This is a genomic window from Pseudomonas sp. MBLB4123 (assembly GCF_051904775.1).
In the GTDB taxonomy this organism is placed as follows: domain Bacteria; phylum Pseudomonadota; class Gammaproteobacteria; order Pseudomonadales; family Pseudomonadaceae; genus Aquipseudomonas; species Aquipseudomonas benzenivorans_B.
In genome coordinates this window covers 1,359,437-1,376,410 of sequence record NZ_CP196711.1, presented here as the reverse complement: position 1 = coordinate 1,376,410, position 16,974 = coordinate 1,359,437, and the positions used below count along the sequence as shown (strand labels likewise).

The following is a 16,974-nucleotide window of genomic DNA, read 5'->3' as shown; positions in this document are numbered from 1 at the left end:
TCCACCCCACGAGAGTTGGCGTTATGCCGGCTCGGCTTCGCTAGCGGCGGCGGCCTTGGCCGTCTGCTGCAGCTTCCTCATCTGCTCCACGCCCCAGAGCACGCGCTCCGGGGTGGCCGGGGCGTCGATCAGCGGCTGTACCCGGTAGCCGCCGAGGCTGGCCACCGCGTCCTTGATCGCACACCACACGGCGATGCCGAGCATGAACGGCGGCTCGCCCACGGCCTTGGAGTGGAACACCGTGTCTTCCGGGTTCTTGCGGTTCTCCACCAGCTTGACCCGCAGGTCCAGGGGCATGTCGGCGATGGCCGGGATCTTGTAGCTGGCCGGACCGTTGGTCATCAGCTTGCCCTTGGCGTTCCACACCAGCTCTTCCATGGTCAGCCAGCCCATGCCCTGGACGAAGGCGCCCTCGACCTGGCCGATGTCGATGGCCGGGTTCAGCGAGGCGCCGACGTCGTGCAGGATGTCGGTGCGCAGCATCTTGTATTCGCCGGTCAGGGTGTCGACCAGCACCTCGGCGCAGGCGGCGCCGTAGGCGAAGTAGTAGAAGGGCCGGCCGGCGGCCTTGTCGCGGTCGTAGTAGATCTTCGGCGTGCGGTAGAAGCCGGTGCTGGAGAGCGAGACCTGGGCGAAGTAGGCCTTCTGGATCAGCTCCTCGAAGGACAGGAACTGCTCGCGCACGCGCACCTGGCCGTTGCGGAATTCCACGTCTTCCGGGGTGACCCGGTACTCGCGCACCAGGAAGTCCACCAGGCGCTGCTTGATGGTCTCGGCGGCGTTTTGCGCGGCCTTGCCGTTGAGGTCGGCGCCGCTGGAGGCGGCGGTCGGCGAGGTGTTGGGCACCTTGTCGGTGTTGGTCGCGGTGATCTGGATGCGCGAGATATCGACCTGGAACACCTCGGCGACCACCTGGGCGACTTTGGTGTTGAGGCCCTGGCCCATCTCGGTGCCGCCGTGGTTCAAATGGATGCTGCCGTCGGTGTAGACATGGATCAGCGCGCCGGCCTGGTTGAGGAAGGTGGCGGTGAAGCTGATGCCGAATTTCACCGGGGTCAGTGCCAGGCCCTTCTTCAATACCGGGCTGCCTGCGTTGAAGGCGCGGATGGCCTCGCGGCGCTGGGCGTACTCGGCGCTGGCCTCCAGTTCGGCGGTCATCTCGGCGAGCATGTTGTGCTCGACGGTCTGGTGGTAGTGGGTGACGTTGCGCTCCTCCTTGCCGTAGTAGTTGCGCTTGCGTACCTCCAGCGGGTCCTTGCCCAGCGTGCGGGCGACGTGGTCCATCACCTGCTCGATGGCGACCATGCCCTGGGGGCCGCCGAAGCCGCGGTAGGCGGTGTTGGAGGCGGTGTTGGTCTTGCAGCGATGGCCGTTGATGGTGGCGTTGCCGAGGAAGTAGGCGTTGTCGGAGTGGAACATCGCGCGGTCGACGATGGAACCGGACAGGTCCGGCGAATAGCCGCAGTTGCCGGCCAGCTCCATCTGGATGCCGTGCAGCAGGCCGTCGTCGTCGAAGCCCACGTCGTACTCGACATAGAAGGGGTGGCGCTTGCCGGTGATGCTCATGTCTTCCATGCGCGGCAGGCGCATCTTGGTCGGCCGCCCGGTGAGGTGGGCGATCACCGCACAGAGGCAGGCCGGACCGGCGGCCTGGGTTTCCTTGCCGCCGAAGCCGCCGCCCATGCGGCGCATGTCGATGACGATCTTGTGCATGGGCACGCCGAGCACCTCGGCGACCAGTTTCTGCACTTCGGTGGCGTTCTGCGTCGAGGTGTAGACGATCATGCCGCCATCTTCGGTCGGCATCACCGAGGAGATCTGCGTCTCCAGGTAGAAGTGCTCCTGACCGCCGATATGCAGCTTGCCCTGCAGGCGGTGCGGTGCGCTGCTCAGGGCCGCAGCGGAGTCGCCGATGCGGTGCTGGTGGCTGTCCAGCACGAAATGCTTCTTGCGCAGCGCTTCTTCCACGTCGAGCACCGGCTCCAGGTCCTCGTACTCGACGATGGCCGCCATGGCCGCCTTACGTGCGGTCTCCAGGCTGTCGGCGCCGACCGCGAGCACCACCTGGCCGACGTATTCGACCTTGCCGTCGGCCAGCAGCGGGTCGCCGGCCACCACCGGGCCGATGTCCAGTTGGCCGGGCACGTCCTGGGCGGTGATGGCGATGGCCACCCCGGGTATCGCGTAGCAGGGCGAGGTATCGATCCTGACGATGCGGGCGTGGGCGCGGTCGCTCATGCGCGCATAGACATGCAGCTGGTTGGGGAATTCCAGACGGTCGTCGACGTACACCGCCTCGCCGGAGACGTGTTTGTCCGCGCTCTCGTGCTTGACGCTGCGGCCGACCCCGGTGGTGATGCCGGCGCGGAACAGTTCGGCCAGCTCGGCCTGGGTCTTCGGGGTAGTGTGATGGTTAGACATAGGCGGTCACCCGGGTTTCGACTTCGGGAGCGTTGAGCTCGAGGAAGAATTTGCGCAGCAGGTTCTGCGCGGTGAGCAGGCGGTATTCCTTGCTGGCGCGGAAGTCGCTGAGCGGGGTGAAGTCCTCGGCCAGGGCGGCGCAGGCGCGCTCGATGACCTCTGGATACCAGCCGGCGCCGACCAGCGCGGCCTCGCAGACGGCGGCACGCTTGGGGATGGCGGCCATGCCGCCGAAGGCGATGCGGGCTTCGCGCACCACACCGTCCTCGATCACCAGGTTGAAGGCGGCGCAGACGGCGGAGATATCGTCGTCCAGGCGCTTGGACACCTTGTAGGCGCGGAACGCCTGGTTGGCCCGGGCGCGCGGCACGACGATCTTCTCGATGAACTCGGCTTCCTCGCGGGCGGTGACCTTGTAGTCGAGGAAGTAGTCCTCCAGGGCCAGGGTGCGGGTGCTGTTGCCCTTGCGCAGGACGATCTGGGCGCCCAGGGCGATCAGCAGCGGCGGGGCGTCGCCGATGGGCGAGGCGTTGCCGATATTGCCGCCCAGGGTGCCCTGATTGCGGATCTGCAGCGAGGCGAAGCGGTGCAACAGCTCGCCGAAGTCCGGGTACTCCTCGGCCAGGGCGGCGTAGCAGTCGGACAGGGCGGTGGCGGCGCCGATCTCGATGCTGTCGGCGGTCACGTCCACCCGTTTCATCGACTCGATATGACCGACGTAGATCATCACCGGCAGTTCGCGATGGAACTGGGTGACCTCCAGGGCCAAATCGGTGCCGCCGGCGAGCAGGCGTGCCTCTGGGTTGGCGGCGTAGAGGTCGGCCAGGTCGGCGACGGTCAGCGGCAGCAGGCAACGCTTGTCGCCACTGTTCAGCTCGGCGGTTTCACGGGGTGCTATGGCTTTCAACTGGGCCACGGTCTCGGCCTCGAAGGCGTCGAACTGGTCGGGTTGCTTCTGGCAGCAGGCCTGCTCGGCGGCGTCGATGATCGGCCGGTAGCCGGTGCAGCGGCACAGGTTGCCGGCCAGGGCCTCCATTGTCTCGGCCTTGTCGAAACCGTCGCTGTTCTTCTGCAGGGCGAACAGCGACATGACGAAACCGGGGGTGCAGAAGCCGCATTGCGAGCCATGGCAGTCGACCATGGCCTGTTGCACGCTGTGCAGCTTGCCCTGGTGCTTGAGGTCTTCGACGGTGATCAGCTGCTTGCCGTGCAGGCTGGAGACGAAGGTCAGGCAGGAGTTCAGGGTGCGGTAACGGATGCGTTCGCCGTCCAGTTCGCCGACCACCACGGTGCAGGCGCCGCAATCGCCGGAGGCGCAACCTTCTTTGGTGCCGGGCTTGCCGAGGTGCTCGCGTAGGTAGTTGAGCACGGTGACATTAGGATCGAGTCGCTGCTCTGTGCGCAGCTCCCGGTTGAGTAAAAACTGGATCAAGGACGACCTCCAGGCACTTTATTGTTCTTTACGAGCGACTCGTAGCGGGCGGACGAATAACGGTTGCGCGGCATTTCCGCCCGTTCTGTCATGGGGCAAATCTAGAGTTTTCTGACTTTTGGGTCAACAAATATTTGACCCGCTGGTCAGGAGGTTGTCATGCGATTCGGTTATGAGGCGAACCGCGCGCGCTGGATCTAGTCAGAGGCTAGCCCGTTCCATGACGCTGACCTCCGAATCCGAGGGGCGGGCCGGCGGCGCAGTCGGGTGCCAAGGTGCGCGCGGCCGTCCCTTAGTGCCATTGGCCACCGGACGCCCTGTGCTACACTCGCGCCCCGCGCCAGCCTCTCCAGCGCCGGCACGGCGGGGCTATGGCGTCGTTATCGCCTGCCCCGCAAGGTCCATGGAGCCCAAGGAAAATCATGACGTTCAAGGCCTCGGACAGCCTCGCCGAACAGATCGCCCATTACCTCGCGCAGCGCATCATTCGTGGTGAGATGAAGGCGTGCGAGCGGATTCAGGAGCAGAAGGTCACCCAGGCGCTCAACGTCAGCCGCGGCTCGGTGCGCGAGGCCTTGCTGATACTCGAGCGGCGTCACCTGGTGGTCATCCTGCCGCGCCGCGGCGCCCAGGTCAGCGAACTGACGCCACACAAGGTCAAGAGCCTGTATGCCCTGGTCATGGAGCTGTATATCCTCCTGGCCCGCGCCGTGGCCGACGGCTGGCGAGACGACAGCGACCTCGCGCCTTTCCTGGCCATCCAGCAGCGGCTGATGGAGAGCCAGCGCAACGAGGACATAGACGCCTTCGTCGAGCACAGCTTCGATGTCATGCGCCTGGCCTTTCCCTTCGCCGACAACCCCTATCTGCAGGAAACCGTGGAGAACCTGCTGCCGGCGATCAGCCGCACCTATCACCTGGCGCTGGAGCGGCGCAAAGGCGAGATGGCGCAGTTTCTCGAGATATTCGCCCAGTTGCTGCAGGCGATAGTCGAGCGCGATCACGGGCGCGCCCGCGAGCTGCTGCTCGGCTACGGCGAGCACAACTGCCAACTGGTCCTGGCGACCCTGGCCGAGCGTTAACCCATGCGCCTGAAGTGCATCAAGCTGGCCGGCTTCAAGTCCTTCGTCGACCCGACCACCGTGAGCTTTCCGAGCAACATGGCGGCGGTGGTGGGGCCCAATGGTTGCGGCAAATCCAATATCATCGACGCCGTTCGCTGGGTGATGGGCGAGAGTTCGGCGAAGAACCTCCGGGGCGAGTCGATGACCGACGTCATCTTCAACGGCTCCAACACGCGCAAGCCGGTGACCCAGGCCAGCATCGAACTGGTCTTCGACAACTCAGATGCCACCCTGGTGGGCGAATACGCCGGCTACAACGAGATTTCCATTCGCCGTCGGGTGACCCGCGACAGCCAGAACACCTATTTCCTCAACGGCACCAAGTGCCGTCGCCGCGACATCACCGACATCTTCCTGGGCACCGGCCTGGGCCCGCGCAGCTATTCGATCATCGAGCAGGGCATGATCAGCAAGCTGATCGAGGCCAAGCCCGAGGACCTGCGCAACTTCATCGAGGAGGCCGCCGGCATCTCCAAGTACAAGGAGCGCCGCCGCGAGACCGAGAACCGCATTCGTCGCACCCACGAGAACCTGGCCCGCCTGACCGACCTGCGCGAGGAGCTGGAGCGCCAGCTCGAGCGCCTGCAGCGCCAGGCCCAGGCGGCGGAGAAGTACCAGCAGTGCAAGGCCGAGGAGCGACAGCTCAAGGCCCAGCTCACCGCCCTGCGCTGGCAGGCGCTGAACGAACAGGTGGGCCAGCGCGAGGCGGTGATCGGCAATCAGGAGGTCAGTTTCGAGGCACTGGTCGCCGAGCAGCGCAATGCCGATGCCAGCATCGAGCGCCTGCGCGACGGTCACCACGAGCTCTCCGAGCGCTTCAACCTGGTGCAGGGGCGTTTCTATTCGGTCGGCGGCGACATCGCCCGGGTCGAGCAGAGCATCCAGCACGGCCAGCAGCGCCTGCGCCAGCTGCAGGACGATCTGCGCGAGGCCGAGCGGGCGCGTCAGGAGACCGAGTCGCACCTGGGGCACGACCGCACCCTGTTGGCCTCCCTGGGCGAAGAGCTGGCCCTGCTCGAACCCGAGCAGGAGCTGACCAGCGCCGCCGCCGAGGAGGCCGCCGCCGCCCTGGAGGAGGCCGAGAGCGCCATGCACGGCTGGCAGGAGCAGTGGGACGGCTTCAATCAGCGCAGCGCCGAGCCGCGCCGCCAGGCCGAGGTGCAGCAGTCGCGCATCCAGCAACTGGAGCAGAGCCTGGAGCGTCTGGCCGAACGCCAGCGGCGCCTGGGCGACGAATTGCAGCAGCTGGTCGCCGACCCCGAAGACGCGGCGATCATCGAACTGGGCGAGCAGATAGCCGCCGCCGAGCTGGAACAGGAGCAGCTGCAGGCGGACGAGCAGCAGCAGGCCGAGCGCCTGCGGCAGTTGCGCGACGAATTGCAGCAAACCGGTCAGGCGCAACAGCAGGCCCAGGGCGAGTTGCAGCGCCTGCAGGGACGCCTGGCTTCGCTGGAAGCCTTGCAGCAGGCGGCGCTCGATCCGGGGGCGGGGGCTGTGGACTGGCTGCGCGAGCAGCAGCTGAGCGAGCGCCCGCGTCTGGCCGAGGGCTTGCGGGTCGAGTCGGGCTGGGAGCTGGCGGTGGAAACCGTGCTCGGCGCCGACCTGCAGGCGGTGTTGCTGGACGACTTCGCCGATCTGGATTTCACCGGCCTGAGCCAGGGCGAGCTGCGCCTGGTCAGCTCCGCTGCCGGTACGGCCAGGATGGCCGGCAGCCTGCTGGACAAGGTCGAGGCGAGCGTCGACCTGGCGCCCTGGCTGGCCAGGGTCAGGCCGGTGGCGTCCCTGGAGGAGGCTCTGGCGGGGCGGGCGGCGCTGGCCGAGGGCGAGAGCCTGGTCAGTCGCGACGGCTACTGGGTCGGCCGGCACTTTCTGCGGGTGCGCCGCGCCGGCGAGGCGGAGAGTGGCGTGCTGGCCCGTGGCCAGGAGCTGGAGCGCTTGGGGCTGGAGCGCGACGAGCGTGAGGCCGCCCTGGAATTGCTCGACGAGCGCCTGCTGGCGCTGCGCGAGACCCAGCGCCAGCAGGAGGAGCGCCGCGAACAGCAACGCCGCCAGCTGCAGGAGCGCACCCGCGCGCTGGGCGAACTCAAGGCCCTGCTGTCTGCGGGCCAGGCCAAGGCCGAGCAGCTTGCCCTGCGTCGCCGCCGGCTCGAGAGCGAACAGGCCGAGCAGGCCGAGCAGCGCGAGCTGGAGCAGGAGCAATTGGGCGAGGCACGGCTGCAGCTGCAGGACGCCCTGGACGCCATGGCCCTCGACAACGAGCAGCGCGAGACCCTGCTGGCCAGCCGCGACGCCCTGCGCGAGCGGCTCGATCGCGTGCGTCAGGAGGCGCGTCAACACAAGGATCATGCCCACCAGTTGGCCGTGCGCCTGGGCTCCCTGCGAGCCCAGCACGACTCCACCCGCCAGGCCCTGGAGCGCCTGGAGCTGCAGGCCGAGCGCCTGCACGAGAAGCGCGAGCAGCTCAGTCTCAACCTGGAGGAGGGCGAGGCACCGCTCGAGGAGCTGCGCCTGAAGCTTGAAGAGCTGCTCGAGCGCCGCCTGGGCGTGGAGGAGGAGCTCAAGCACGCCCGCCTGGCCCTGGAGGACGCCGACCGTGAACTGCGCGATGCGGAGAAGCGCCGCAGCCAGGCCGAGCAGCAAGCCCAGCTGCTGCGTGGCCAGCTCGAACAGCAGCGCCTGGAGTGGCAGTCGCTGAACGTGCGGCGCAAGGCCCTGCAGGATCAGCTGGCCGAGGACAGTTACGACCTGCACGGCGTGCTCGCCAGCCTGCCCATGGAGGCCAGCGAGCAGGCCTGGGAAGAGGAGCTGGAGCGCCTCGCCGGGCGCATCCAGCGCCTGGGGCCGATCAACCTGGCGGCCATCGACGAGTACCAGCAGCAGTCCGAGCGCAAGCGCTACCTGGATGCCCAGGACGCCGACCTGGTCGAGGCCCTGGATACCCTGGAAAACGTCATCCGCAAGATCGACAAGGAAACCCGCAACCGCTTCAAGGAGACCTTCGATCAGATCAACGGCGGCCTGCAGACCCTGTTCCCCAAGGTGTTCGGCGGGGGCAATGCCTACCTGGAGCTCACCGGCGAAGACCTGCTGGACACCGGCGTGACCATCATGGCGCGGCCGCCGGGCAAGAAGAACAGCACCATCCACCTGCTGTCGGGGGGCGAAAAGGCGCTGACCGCGCTGGCCCTGGTGTTCGCCATCTTCCAGCTCAACCCGGCACCGTTCTGCATGCTCGACGAGGTGGATGCGCCGCTGGACGACGCCAACGTCGGCCGTTATGCCCGTTTGGTCAAGGAAATGTCGGAGAAGGTGCAGTTCATCTATATCACCCACAATAAGATCGCCATGGAGATGGCCGATCAGCTGATGGGCGTTACCATGCACGAGCCGGGGTGCTCGCGCCTGGTGGCGGTGGATGTGGAGGAGGCGTTGGCCATGGTCGAGGCCTGAGAAGGCTGGGCGTGCAACAATCGCGCTGCGCGGCCAGTTGCTATAACGACCTGTCGGCTGTGTAAAGTTGCCTTTCGTCGTGCTAGCTTATTGCGCACTTTTATCGCACGTGGAAAACGCCTGACAGAACATGGAGTTGGCGCCGCGTTTCAAGGTCATCGAAGTAAGGGCGGGATGCTCTTTTTTACGTAGAAAATTCATTAGGGGTCAGGGTATTTCATGGAATTCGGTCTGCGCGAGTGGCTGATCGTCATCGGTATCATCGTCATTGCCGGCATCTTGTTCGATGGCTGGCGGCGCATGCGTGGCGGTAAGGGCAAGTTGAAATTCAAGCTCGACCGGAGCATGGCCGGCGGAGTGGACGATGAGGGCGATCCCGATCTGCTCGGCCCGCCACGGGTCGTTCAGCGTCAGCAGGAGCCTTCGCTGGACGAGCACGACCTGCCGGCCATGAGCGCCCGCGAGTCGAGTCGGCGCCGCTCCAACGAGCCGCGCCAGGGTGACCTGAATCTGGACCTGGACGAGCCGGTGCCGACCCTGCTCAGCCCCGTCGACCCGGGAGCCCCGGAAGCCCATAACGGCGCCAAGAAAAACGTCGGCAAAGAGCCGGCGGCGGTGGAAGAAGTCCTGGTGATCAACGTGGTCGCCCGGGATGATGGAGGGTTCAAGGGCCCGGCCCTGTTGCAGAACATCCTCGAGAGCGGCCTGCGCTTCGGCGAAATGGACATCTTCCATCGCCACGAGAGCATGGCCGGCAACGGCGAGGTGCTGTTCTCCATGGCCAACGCACTCAAGCCAGGCACCTTCGATCTGGACGATATCGAGGGTTTCAGCACCCGCGCGGTGAGCTTCTTCCTCGGCCTGCCGGGGCCGCGCCACCCGAAGCAGGCGTTCGACGTGATGGTCGCCGCCGCGCGCAAGTTGGCTCACGAGCTGAACGGCGAACTGAAGGACGACCAGCGCAGCGTGATGACCGCCCAGACCATCGAACACTACCGCCAGCGCATCGTCGAGTTCGAGCGCAAGCAGTTGACCGGTAAACGCTAAGTAGCAATTGTGTCGCGAAAAGAGCAGCCCAGGCTGCTCTTTTCGTTTGAGAGATGAGCCCCATGACCGACGCCGCCCCATCTGCCCAGAGTGCCGCCGAACGCATCGCCCAGTTGCGCAGCGAGTTGGATGAGCACAACTACCGCTACCACGTGCTCGACGAGCCGAGCATTCCGGATGCCGAGTACGACCGCCTTTACCATGAGCTCAAGGCCCTGGAGGCCGAACACCCCGAGCTGATCACCCCGGACTCACCGACCCAGCGGGTCGGCAGCCTGGCCCTGAGTGCCTTCGGCGAGGTCCGGCACGAGGTGCCGATGCTCAGCCTCGGCAACGCCTTCGAGGAAGGCGACCTGCTGGATTTCGACCGCCGCGTGCGTGAGGGGCTGGATCTGCCGGCCGGCGACCATACCGGGGACCTGTTCGCCGAAGGCGTCGAAGTAGAGTACAGCTGCGAGCCCAAGCTGGACGGTCTGGCCGTCAGCCTGCTGTACGAGCGGGGTCAGTTGGTCCGCGGTGCCACCCGCGGCGACGGCAGCACCGGCGAGGACATCAGCGCCAACGTGCGCACCATACGCAACATCCCGCTGCGCCTGCACGGCAGCGGTTGGCCCGAAGTGCTCGAGGTACGCGGCGAGGTGTTCATGTCCAAGGCCGGTTTCGAGGCCTTGAATGCGCGCCAGGCGGAGAGTGGCGGCAAGACCTTCGCCAACCCGCGCAATGCCGCGGCCGGCAGCCTGCGCCAGCTGGACCCGAAGATCACCGCCAGTCGCCCGCTGGAGCTGTGCGCCTACGGCATCGGCCGGGTCGAGGGCGAACTGCCGCACACCCATATCGGCATCCTCCAGGCGCTCAAGGGCTGGGGCCTGCCGATCAGCCGCGAGCTGAAACTGGCCAAGGGCGCACAGCAGTGCCTGGACTACTACCGCGCCATAGGCGAGCGCCGCGAGGCGCTGCCCTATGAGATCGACGGCGTGGTGTTCAAGGTCAACAGCCTGGCCTCTCAGCGCGAGCTGGGTTTTCGCGCCCGCGAGCCGCGTTGGGCGATCGCCCACAAGTTCCCGGCGATGGAGGAGCTGACCGAGCTGCTCGCCGTCGAGTTTCAGGTCGGGCGCACCGGGGCGGTGACCCCGGTGGCGCGCCTGCAGCCGGTGAAGGTGGCCGGCGTCACGGTGTCCAATGCGACCCTGCACAACATGGACGAGGTGGCGCGATTGGGGCTGATGGTCGGCGATACGGTGATCATCCGCCGGGCCGGCGACGTGATTCCCCAGGTGGTTCAGGTGGTGCGCGAGCGCCGCCCGGCCGATGCCCGTGCCGTGCAGGTGCCCGAGCAGTGCCCGGTGTGCGGCTCGCGGGTCGAGCGCACCCAGCTGGTCAAGCGCAGCAAGGGGCGCGAGACCCTTAGCGAGGGGGCGGTGTACCGTTGTGTCGGCCGTCTGGCCTGCGCTGCCCAGCTCAAGCAGGCGATCATCCATTTCGTCTCGCGCCGTGCCATGGACATCGAGGGCCTCGGCGAGAAAAGCGTCGAGCAGCTGGTCGACGAGGGCCTGGTGCGCTCCCCGGCGGATCTCTACAGCCTGACCTTCGAGCAGATCGTCGGCCTGGAGGGCTTCGCCGAGCTGTCGAGCAACAACCTGCTGGCCGCCATCGTCGACAGCCGTACGCCGAGCCTGGCGCGTTTCATCTACGCCCTGGGCATCCCCGATGTCGGCGAGGAAACCGCCAAGCTGTTGGCCCGTGCCCTGGGCTCGCTCGCGCGCATCCAGCGGGCGCTGCCGGAGGTGCTGACCTACCTGCCGGATGTCGGCCTGGAGGTCGCCCACGAAATTCGCAACTTCTTCGCCGATGGCCACAACCAGCAGGTGATCCGCGACCTGCTGGCCCGTGGCATCGCCTTGCAGGAGGAGGGTGAGCTCGGCGCCGAGTTCGCCGCCTGCGCCACATTGGAGGGGCTGCTCGACAAGCTGAATATCGCCGGCATCGCCGCCACCGGGGCGAGGAAGCTGGCCGAGAAGGGCGGTAGCCTCGACGGCGTGATCGCCCTCAGTCAGGACTGGCTGGAGCTGAGCGTGATGAAGGGCCTCAACGAGAAGGCCAAGCAGGCCCTGCGCGAGCATTTCGCGGTGCCGGCCAACGTCGAGCGGGCCCGGGCGATCGAGGCGCAGCTGCGTGAGTTCGGCATGCACTGGCAGAGCGAGCGCAAGGCCGTGGAGGGGTTGCCTCTGGCCGGGCAGACCTGGGTCCTGACCGGCACCCTGGAGCTCATGAGTCGCGATGTGGCCAAGAGCAGGCTGGAGAGCCTGGGCGCCAAGGTCGCCGGCTCGGTGTCGGCCAAGACCACCTGCGTGGTGGCCGGACCGGGTGCCGGCTCGAAGCTGGCCAAGGCCAGCGAGCTGGGCCTGCGGGTGCTGGACGAGGAGGGGTTCATGGCCGTGCTGGCCAGCCATGGCAGCATCGGCTGACAAACCGGCGCCGGCAGGCCAGAGGCGTTCAGGGAGTCAGGCTCGGACGCGGTGCGGCAGGCGTTCGATCACCAGCTGCGAGGGTTCCGCCAGTGCCGAAAGCTGGGTGCGGGAGCGGCCGCTGTCCAGCAGGAGTCGGTACAGACCCCGTAAGGCGTCCGGAGCCGAATGTATTGCGACCTGTGCGCCGCAGTCTTCACTATTCGGGCGGTCTGTCGCAGCTAACAGCCGCCGCATTGCAGTGCAACGCGGCGGCGTCATCTGGGGTGCCAAGATGACGGTGAGGGCCCCTAGGCCTTAATTGATCGCGTCGGTCAGTGCCTTGGCCGGCACATACTTGACCACCTTCTTCGCGGCGATCTCGATCGCCTGGCCGGTCTGCGGGTTGCGGCCGGTACGGGCCGGGCGCTCGCCGACTTTCAACTTGCCGATGCCGGGCAGGGTAATTTCCTCGCCATTTTCCAGGGCATCGCTGACGATCTCGCTGAGCTGTTCGAGGGCTGCACGCACGGTGCTCTTCGGGGTGTCGATGGCTTCGGCGATATCGCTGATCAACTGGTCTTTGGTCATGGCCATATGGTGCTCCTTGAAATGAGAGGTGGTGCTGTAATGCCCTGCGCAGGGTACTGGTATTTCGCCGTGCTGGCATCGCAGGATGCGGACTTGGGGAAAACGAGCCCGCCTTGTGACCCCTCGGCAAGTGGAAAACTCCATATTGACGCCCTGTTTTTCGCGCTAAGTGCTTGAAGCAGTTGTAAGTTCGGGGCAAGCCGGTACAATGGCGCGGCCCGCCGCCTGGTGGGCAGCGTTATGGTGGCCCTGCCGGTCCCCCCGCAACGATCAGCCGTGAACCCGGTCAGGCCCGGAAGGGAGCAGCCGCAGCGGTGACATTGTGTGCCGGGGTGTGGCTGGTGGGGTCCACCTCCAGTATCTTGTATCTATAACGGTTTCTTCACTTCGCTCATGCAGTGATACAGAAGTGATGCACCCGTGCGCAGCATCTTCCTTTTTCTGTTGTCCGTCCCCGGCCTCTGTTCACGAGTTGTGGTGCGGTGTCCTGTGCGTTCTCATGCCTTCGGCGGGAAATGACGAGCACCTCAGATTCGCTGGGGGGAGGCGCCGGCTCCTTTAGTGTTGGAGGGCAGTGCTTCTGCAAAATTGGCGAGGAATGAAAGGCCCCGAATTGGCCGGGGCGAGTGCCGGTGTGTCGAGTGTCAGGTGACCTGGTAATTGAGTACGCTGTCCTGCTCTTTCAGTGCCTTGCGCATCTCGGCAGGAATGCTCCCGGAACGGACCGCGAGCTCCAGGCGGATTTCTTCCAGGCTCTGCGCAAAGGCCTGTGGGTCGCTCAGTTGGCTGGCGTTGAGCACTCGGCTGTAGGCGGTGGCGTCGCTTTCGTCGAGCAGGGACAGGACAATGCTGCCGTCTGGGCGAGGGTTGCTGAAGTTGGCGCGCAAGGGGGCAAACAGTTGGTCGACGAATTGCTGATTGGGGTTGTCCATATCCGTACTCTCTCCTGAGGGTGATGACAGCAGACCATGAGTCTCGCACTAAGTTCAGCAAGAGTGCATCAATTCGATGTCGGGCTGACAACTGCGGTGGCCGACGAAACCCCGAGCCCTCGTCCACTATCGACAGAGTGACGTGGCTGACAGCGCCGGCGCTGTGCATCGGATGCAATTTGCCCCATGCTCCGTTAGCATTAGCCTTCTTCAATGCTTTCCTCTCGTGACGGGTTTCGATGAGTTATCAGGTTCTTGCACGCAAGTGGCGTCCGCGCTCGTTCCGCGAAATGGTCGGCCAGACCCATGTGCTCAAGGCGCTGATCAACGCCCTCGACAGCCAGCGCCTGCATCACGCCTACCTGTTCACCGGCACCCGCGGGGTGGGAAAGACCACCATCGCGCGGATCATCGCCAAGTGCCTGAATTGCGAGAGTGGCATCAGCTCGACGCCCTGTGGGGTCTGCTCGGTCTGCAAGGAGATCGACGAGGGACGTTTCGTCGACCTGATCGAGGTCGACGCCGCCAGCCGCACCAAGGTCGAGGATACCCGCGAGCTGCTGGACAACGTGCAGTACTCGCCGAGCCGCGGGCGCTTCAAGGTCTACCTGATCGACGAGGTGCACATGCTCTCGTCGCACTCGTTCAATGCACTGCTCAAGACCCTGGAAGAGCCGCCGCCGCACGTCAAATTCCTCCTGGCCACCACCGATCCGCAGAAATTGCCGGTGACCATCCTCTCTCGCTGCCTGCAGTTCTCCCTGAAGAACATGCCGCCGGAGCGGGTGGTCGAGCACCTCGGCCATGTACTCGCCGCCGAGAGTATCCCCTACGAGGAGGACGCCCTCTGGTTGCTCGGCCGCGCGGCCGACGGTTCCATGCGCGACGCCATGAGTCTGACCGATCAGGCCATTGCCTTCGGCGAAGGCAAGGTGCTGGCCGCCGATGTGCGCGCCATGCTCGGCACCCTGGACCATGGTCAGGTGTATGGCGTATTGCATGCCCTGCTGGAGGGCGACGCCCGTGCCTTGATCGATGCCGTGCGCCACCTGGCCGAACAAGGCCCGGACTGGAACGGCGTGCTGGCGGAAATGCTCAATGTGCTGCACCGCGTGGCCATCGCCCAGGCCTTGCCGGAGGCGGTGGATAACGGTCAGGGCGACCGCGATCGGGTGCTGGCGCTGGCCCAGGCGTTGCCGGCCGAGGATGTGCAGTTCTATTACCAGATGGGCTTGATCGGTCGCCGCGACCTGCCCCTGGCGCCAGACCCGCGCAGTGGCTTCGAGATGGTGCTGTTGCGCATGCTGGCATTCCGCCCGGCGGATAGCGACGATGCGCCGAGGGTGGCGCTAAAGCCGCTAGGGATTAGCCAGGCCACTGCTGATCCCCGAAGCAACCCAGTGGCCGACGCGGCCATGGTCGCGCCGGCTGTTGCCGCTCCTGTGCCTGCCAGCGAGTCCCAGGCGCCGATCACGCCCATGGCGGCGCCGCCCGAGCCGCAGCCGGTAGAGCAGCCGGCCGCTCCTGTCGTGGCACCTGTCGAGCCTGCGGGCGCCGAGGTATCCGTGGCGCCCGCGGTGCCTGCCGTGCAAGAGGCGTCTGCCGCCGCTACGGCCGCCGCGTCGGCGATTACCGACCTGCCGTGGGAAGAACAGGCTCCCCAGGCCGCACCCATGGCGCCTGCTGCGGCCGGTGCCGCGGAGCCGGCCGCTCCCGACGTCGAGGCGATGCCCGTTCGAGCCGTCCCCGGGGGTGTGGCGCTGCAGAGCGTCGACAGCGAGGCGCCGGCCGAGATCGAGGGCGAGGATGAGCCGCCACCGGGCGACTACGACTATGTGGAGATGGACGCCGAGTCCTTCGACTACGACTTCGATGCGGTCGCCAGCACGCAACCGGCCGAGCCGGAGCCGACGGTCGCGGCGCAGCCGGCTACCGGCCTGGCCGCCGACTGGCTGGAGCTGTTCCCCAAGCTGGGGCTGTCCGGCATGACCGGTAGCATCGGCGCCAACTGCACGCTGATCTCGGCCGAGGGTGACAACTGGCTGCTGCACCTGGACCCTGGACACAGCGCGCTGTTCAACGCGACTCAACAGCGCCGCTTGAATGATGCGCTGAACCAGCACCTCGGCCGCGAGTTGAAACTGCAGATCGAGCTGCGGCAGCCCGAGCAGGAAACCCCGGCGCAGGCGGCGGCGCGCAAGCGTGCCAACCGCCAGCGCGAGGCCGAGGCCTCGATCCACAGCGACCCGCTGGTACAGCAGATGATTCAGCAGTTCGCCGCCAGCATAAGGGCGGACAGCATTGAGCCCGTGGATACCTAGGGCTGGTTAAGGGTGGCGGACATGCCGAGCGCCATTTACTGTGAACCGAACGAATTTAACCCCTGATTACCGAGGACTAGCACCATGATGAAAGGTGGCATGGCCGGCCTGATGAAGCAGGCCCAGCAGATGCAGGAAAAGATGCAGAAGATGCAGGAAGAGCTGGCGAACGCCGAGGTGACCGGCCAGTCCGGCGCCGGCCTGGTGAGCGTGGTGATGACCGGTCGTCACGACGTCAAGCGCGTCAGCCTCGACGACAGCCTGATGCAGGAAGACAAGGAGATTCTCGAGGATCTGATCGCCGCTGCGGTGAACGATGCGGTGCGCAAGGTCGAGCAGAACAGCCAGGACAAGATGGCCGGGATGACCGCCGGCATGCAGCTGCCGCCCGGCTTCAAGATGCCTTTCTGACCCCGTCATCCGTCTACCCACAGGGCGGCGCCGCGGGGTGTCCCGTATCGCTGTCACTGTGCTCTGTGTGCCCGATGCCTGGCGTTCCGATTGTGCGCTACGGCATCTAGGGCCCAGAAATTCCTGTGTAGCTATCGAGCCTGCCCATGAGCTTCAGCCCCCTGATTCGTCACCTGATCGACTCCTTGCGCATCCTGCCTGGCGTGGGGCAGAAGACCGCCCAGCGCATGGCGCTGCACCTGCTCGAGCGTGATCGTAGCGGTGCCTTGCGTTTGGCCCAGGCCTTGAGTCAGGCGATGGAGGGGGTGGGCCACTGCAAGCAGTGCCGAACCCTGAGCGAGGATGAGCTCTGCCAGACCTGTCTCGATCCGCGTCGGGATGACGGCCTGTTGTGCGTGGTGGAGGGGCCGATGGATGTCTATGCGGTGGAACAGACCGGCTACCGTGGCCGTTACTTCGTGCTCAAGGGGCACCTGTCGCCACTGGATGGCCTGGGCCCGGAAGCCATCGGCATTCCCGAGCTGCTGGCTCGGGTCGAGGACGGAAGCTTCGGCGAGGTGATACTCGCCACCAATCCCACGGTGGAGGGTGAGGCTACGGCGCACTATATCGCCCAGCTGTTGGCGGGCAAGGGCATGGTCGCCTCGCGCATTGCTCACGGCATGCCACTGGGTGGCGAGCTCGAACTGGTCGATGGCGGCACCCTGGCCCATTCGATCGCCGGCCGGCGGCCGATTCAGCTGTAGTCACGCGTGTTGCACCTCGGGGAACCGGCGCTCGCTTGTTGGTGGCAGGGGGCTT

General features: G+C 66.1%; 11 protein-coding genes and 1 other RNA gene. 8 read left to right on the top strand and 4 right to left on the bottom strand.

Annotated elements, in window-relative coordinates; genetic code table 11:
• Positions 1–21: 21 nt before the first annotated feature.
• The gene (gene xdhB / locus ACSX1C_RS06525; protein ID WP_439888748.1) at positions 22–2,421 is read right to left on the bottom strand and encodes a xanthine dehydrogenase molybdopterin binding subunit; all 2,400 of its coding nucleotides are present in this window, start codon (positions 2,419–2,421) and stop codon (positions 22–24) included.
• Positions 2,414–3,853 carry a xanthine dehydrogenase small subunit gene (gene xdhA, locus ACSX1C_RS06520; protein WP_439888747.1) on the bottom strand — a complete coding sequence of 480 codons (1,440 nt, stop codon included), beginning with the start codon at positions 3,851–3,853 and terminating at the stop codon, positions 2,414–2,416. The genes xdhB and xdhA overlap by 8 nt, the downstream gene beginning before the upstream one ends.
• Positions 3,854–4,275: 422 nt before the next feature.
• Between xdhA and ACSX1C_RS06515 the strand changes: the two genes are divergently transcribed.
• The 4 genes from ACSX1C_RS06515 (at position 4,276) to ligA (ending at position 11,939) form a co-directional block, all read left to right on the top strand.
• Positions 4,276–4,935, top strand: a complete 660-nt coding sequence (locus tag ACSX1C_RS06515; RefSeq protein WP_439888746.1) for a GntR family transcriptional regulator — start codon at positions 4,276–4,278, stop codon at positions 4,933–4,935.
• A 3-nt stretch (positions 4,936–4,938) separates the two neighbouring features.
• Positions 4,939–8,427, top strand: coding sequence for a chromosome segregation protein SMC (gene smc / locus ACSX1C_RS06510; protein ID WP_439888745.1), 3,489 nt, complete (start codon positions 4,939–4,941; stop codon positions 8,425–8,427).
• 219 nt (positions 8,428–8,646) lie between these two features.
• Positions 8,647–9,474 (top strand): cell division protein ZipA, encoded by an 828-nt coding sequence (zipA, locus tag ACSX1C_RS06505; RefSeq protein WP_439888744.1) that lies wholly within the window; start codon positions 8,647–8,649, stop codon positions 9,472–9,474.
• Between the two features lie 62 nt (positions 9,475–9,536).
• On the top strand, positions 9,537–11,939 hold the full coding sequence (gene ligA, locus ACSX1C_RS06500) for an NAD-dependent DNA ligase LigA (protein WP_439888743.1): 2,403 nt from the start codon (positions 9,537–9,539) through the stop codon (positions 11,937–11,939).
• A gap of 297 nt (positions 11,940–12,236) precedes the next feature.
• Here ligA and ACSX1C_RS06495 read toward each other — a convergent pair whose 3' ends face one another.
• Positions 12,237–12,515 (bottom strand): HU family DNA-binding protein, encoded by a 279-nt coding sequence (locus tag ACSX1C_RS06495; protein WP_439888742.1) that lies wholly within the window; start codon positions 12,513–12,515, stop codon positions 12,237–12,239.
• 244 nt (positions 12,516–12,759) lie between these two features.
• On the opposite strand from ACSX1C_RS06495, the gene ffs reads away from it, so the two are divergent.
• Positions 12,760–12,856, top strand: an RNA gene (ffs, locus tag ACSX1C_RS06490) — signal recognition particle sRNA small type.
• A gap of 297 nt (positions 12,857–13,153) precedes the next feature.
• On the opposite strand, the gene ACSX1C_RS06485 is transcribed toward ffs, so the two are convergent.
• Positions 13,154–13,441, bottom strand: coding sequence for a DUF3509 domain-containing protein (locus tag ACSX1C_RS06485; RefSeq protein WP_439888741.1), 288 nt, complete (start codon positions 13,439–13,441; stop codon positions 13,154–13,156).
• A 239-nt stretch (positions 13,442–13,680) separates the two neighbouring features.
• Here ACSX1C_RS06485 and dnaX point away from each other — a divergent pair, with 239 nt between their 5' ends.
• The 3 genes from dnaX (at position 13,681) to recR (ending at position 16,919) form a co-directional block, all read left to right on the top strand.
• Complete coding sequence (gene dnaX / locus ACSX1C_RS06480; protein ID WP_439888740.1) at positions 13,681–15,762, top strand: DNA polymerase III subunit gamma/tau; 2,082 nt, start codon at positions 13,681–13,683, stop codon at positions 15,760–15,762.
• A gap of 84 nt (positions 15,763–15,846) precedes the next feature.
• Entirely contained in the window at positions 15,847–16,173 is a 327-nt protein-coding gene (locus ACSX1C_RS06475) for a YbaB/EbfC family nucleoid-associated protein (protein ID WP_208706694.1), read from the top strand.
• A gap of 146 nt (positions 16,174–16,319) precedes the next feature.
• Positions 16,320–16,919 carry a recombination mediator RecR gene (gene recR, locus ACSX1C_RS06470; protein ID WP_439888739.1) on the top strand — a complete coding sequence of 200 codons (600 nt, stop codon included), beginning with the start codon at positions 16,320–16,322 and terminating at the stop codon, positions 16,917–16,919.
• Positions 16,920–16,974 lie beyond the last annotated feature (55 nt).